3 protein-coding genes are annotated in these 4,155 nt (G+C 35.2%); all 3 read left to right on the top strand.

The annotated features are described in order from the left end of the window. The first annotated feature begins 293 nt into the window (after window positions 1-293). The 3 genes from PGX44_RS13720 to PGX44_RS13710 all read left to right on the top strand — a co-directional run bounded on the left by PGX44_RS13720 (window position 294) and on the right by PGX44_RS13710 (window position 3,859). A complete protein-coding gene (locus PGX44_RS13720) occupies window positions 294-449 on the top strand; it encodes a hypothetical protein (RefSeq protein WP_498855814.1) in 156 nt (51 codons plus the stop codon). A 253-nt stretch (window positions 450-702) separates the two neighbouring features. Next, on the top strand, window positions 703-2,796 hold the full coding sequence (locus PGX44_RS13715) for an AAA family ATPase (RefSeq protein ID WP_498855813.1): 2,094 nt from the start codon (window positions 703-705) through the stop codon (window positions 2,794-2,796). Window positions 2,797-3,529: 733 nt separating this feature from the next. Next, window positions 3,530-3,859, top strand: coding sequence for a cupin domain-containing protein (locus PGX44_RS13710; RefSeq protein WP_498855812.1), 330 nt, complete (start codon window positions 3,530-3,532; stop codon window positions 3,857-3,859). Window positions 3,860-4,155: the final 296 nt, after the last annotated feature.

Genomic DNA, 4,155 nt, shown 5'->3' with positions numbered 1-4,155 from the left:
GGGGCATAAAGTAGATTCATGCAATACCGATTTACACAAACTATTTTACACTCCCCAAAAATCATCATTATAACGTTTGCCATTATTTTTATGTTTCATTGAACACACCCTCCTAAATTAATTGTAATAACTTAAACTAAGTGTGTCCATGAAACCATACTAGCATCACAAGCATATATACGTAACAGTTTTGCTTAAAATAATATAATATGCTTAAAAACATTAATTTTGCTTATTTGCATTTTATTTTCTTAAATGATAAAATAAGAACAGAGAAAGTTACTAATGTCAAAATGTCAAAAAAAATTAAAACAGGGGTTGTATCAGAAGATGAATTGTTGTTGTTTTATGATTACTTCAAAAGTAATATAGACATAGACGATAATCAATATGTCATCGAAGTAACAAACAGCCGAGCAGCCGAGGCAAAATACACACAGCACGAATGATTGACGAAGATGGTGAAAACTGGTTTATTCTTAAACTACTTTTGAAAACAAATATCCAAATATCAGAGAATAAAAAGAGAAGCTGTTCGCAGTTTTGAAGTAAAAAAAATCTCAACCTAGAATAGGAGGAATTCTTATCAGAAGAAAGCTAATACTTTTTTCTATTGTACCATTTTGTACAATTAGTTCATTATAATATTTATGATTTAATTGTTGTCTTAAGTATTTTAAAAATTTTTAAGAGGTGATATGTATGAATAACGGATATTTCAATGATGATTTTGATTCAATATTCAGAAGAATATTCCAAGATATGCAAGAATCTGTCAATAGTGGTACTAAAAGATATTATATCAATGGCAAAGAAGTTTCTCCGGAACAATTAGCACAATTACGACAACAGCAAGGTGGGAATTCTGCTGAGCAAAACGCGCGTGCACTTCAACAATCTAATTCTCAAAGACAAAATAGTGAAGGTAATTATTTAGATCAAATTGGCCGTAATTTAACACAAGAAGCACGCGATGATTTATTAGATCCAGTAATTGGTCGTGATAAAGAAATCCAAGAAACTGCTGAAGTTTTAAGTAGACGTAATAAAAACAATCCTATTTTAGTTGGTGAAGCTGGTGTAGGTAAAACAGCTATTGTTGAAGGTTTAGCACAAGCTATAGTTAAAGGCAATGTACCATCATCTATTAAAGATAAAGAAATCATCTCAATAGATATTTCTTCCTTAGAAGCTGGTACACAATATCGTGGTGCTTTTGAAGAAAATATCCAAAAATTAGTTAAAGCTGTTAAAGAAGCGAAAAATATTGTGTTATTCTTTGACGAAATCCATCAAATTATTGGTTCAGGTTCAACTGGCAGTGATTCTGGTAGCAAAGGGCTATCAGATATTATTAAGCCTGCATTAAGTCGTGGTGAAATTTCAATTATTGGTGCAACTACACAAGATGAATATCGGAATAATATTTTAAAAGATGCTGCATTAGCACGTCGTTTTAATGAAGTAATTGTTAATGAACCAAGTGCTGATGACACTTTTAATATTTTAAAGGGTATACGTGAAAAATTTGAAGAACATCACCATGTTGAACTACCAGATGATGTATTAAAAGCTTGTGTAGATTTATCCATTCAATATATTCCTCAACGTTTATTGCCAGATAAAGCTATTGACGTACTAGATATTACTGCAGCTCACTTGTCAGCACAAAATCCTGCAATAGATAAAGTGGAAATTGAAAAGCGCATTGCACAATTACAAGATGATAAAAGTAAAGCCGTGAGTAATGAAGAATATAAAGAAGCTGACAAAATCCAAAAAGAAATTAAAGAACTAGAAGATAAACTAAAAAATAGCAATGTTGCACATAATACTAAAGCTACTGTAAAAGACGTTTCAGATACAATTGAACGTTTAACTGGTATCCCTGTATCTCAAATGGATGCAAGTGATATCGAAAGATTGAAAAATATTGATAAGCGTTTAAAAGATAAAATTATTGGTCAAGATAAAGCTGTTGATCTTGTCTCTCGTGCAATTCGTCGTAACCGTGCTGGGTTTGATGAAGGCAACCGTCCAATTGGTAGCTTCCTTTTCGTAGGTCCTACAGGTGTAGGTAAAACAGAACTTGCAAAGCAGTTAGCAATGGATTTATTCGGTAATAAAGATGCGTTAATACGCTTAGATATGAGTGAATATAGTGATCAAACTGCTGTATCCAAAATGATTGGAACAACTGCTGGTTATGTAGGTTATGATGATAATTCAAACACATTAACAGAGAAAGTTAGACGTAACCCATACTCAGTTATCTTATTTGATGAAATTGAAAAAGCGCATCCACAAATCTTAACTTTATTATTACAAGTTATGGATGATGGTCACTTAACAGATGGTCAAGGTAATGTCATTAACTTTAAAAATACAATTATTATTTGTACTTCTAATGCTGGCTTTGGCGATGGAAATGAAGAGTTTGATGATATTATGGATGAAATGAAAAAATTCTTCCGCCCTGAATTCCTTAACCGTTTCAATGGTATCGTTAAATTCGAGCATTTAGGTAAAGATGCATTACAAGACATCGTGAACTTATTATTAGAAGATGTTCAAAAAACATTAGATAAAAAAGGAATCACAATGGACGTTACACAAGATGTCAAAGATTGGTTAATTGATAAAGGCTACGACGAACAAATGGGTGCGCGTCCGTTACGTCGTGTTGTTGAACAAGAAGTACGCGACAAAATCACAGATTACTACTTAGATCATACAGACGTAAAACATATAGATATCGTACTTGAAAATGATGAAGTAATAGTTAAAGGTAAATAAACTGTTACACTAAATAAAGGAAATTATATTAAAAAAGAGTTTGGAACATAAATCAAAAACAGTAGTAAGGTAATTTCGTATTGAAAATTATCTTATTGGGTTCTTTGTCAAGTGGTGTTGGTGACCAATTAAAGTCATTTAAATTTTACTGTATTTACACGGTAGCTTAATTTGAGCTCCGCTCCAGAAACCTACTTCGAGCATCCTAAGGCCGGCCTCAACTAACAGTGAAAGAAGATCACTTTCTCTGTCGTTTTCGGACACGGCTGTTCCGCCAGGAGTCTACGTAGGTTTCTTACGCTATTGTGTATGCGTTTCATTATTTTGTTACCTAGACATATCTCATTCAGTAGCTTAAGCCACTAAATGAGATATGTCTTTTTGATTGACGATAGCTCTTAATTTAAAGTGTAATAATATTCTATTTTTAAAAATAAGATTGACAAAATTAAAGAGTATCCGGTCTTCCAGGATTTGCTGAATGACTACGAGTTGCGTAACAAATAAGGAGTAATATTGATATGTTCCCACGAACGTACAAAATAGTCGATATGTTCCCGCATACGACCATTTTGCCAAAAATCGCAAATACATCAATTCTATTAACTCGTCCCATGTGGAATCGGTCTGTCTCTTGACACGGAAAAAGTAAACGCACATACCAAACCGGACAGCTGGGGAAATTTCCTAGACTGCCCGGTTTTTTGGATACACATGAGAGGAGACCTGTACAATGTTGATTGATTTTAGTACGATGAAAGAAATGACCATGCCCTGCATGAATGACGGTACAGGCACCATGACTGTCCGCATGTTCAACGACGATGCCTATCGCATCATTCCCACGCGAATCCACCCGGGTGGCTGTATAGGCACGCATAGGCAGGACTCGGGCGACGACCTGAATTACGTCCTGTCCGGCACAGGCAGAGCTATTTGTGATGGCCGGGAAGAACTGCTGCAGCCCGGCGTCATGCACATCTGCCCGCAAGGCTCGGAACACACCATCGAAAACACCCGCGACGAAGATCTCGTATTGTTGACGATAGTTGTGAAAAAGTAGAGCATATACAAAGAAGCCGGGAATAGTTGCTATCCCCGGTTAAGGATGTCCACAATCAGCATATTCTCTGCAATGTGTATGCCAATCCCTATCTTGGTGTTGTATCAGTTACCATACATACGATGCGGCAACAGAGGAAGCGACAATGCGCAGCTCGAATGATTCTACAGTATCGTTATCGAACTCACTGTAACTTTTTGTACTACAGGAATTGAATTTCCAAATGTGAAAAGAATCCGGGGAGTGTAAAATAGTTTGTGTAAATCGGTATTGCATGAATCTACTTTATGCCCCAT

It is taken from the genome of Caecibacter sp. AF58-12pH5A (assembly GCF_027681725.1).
Classification (GTDB): domain Bacteria; phylum Bacillota; class Negativicutes; order Veillonellales; family Megasphaeraceae; genus Megasphaera; species Megasphaera hominis.
This window is presented reverse-complemented; position numbering and strand designations above follow the sequence as displayed.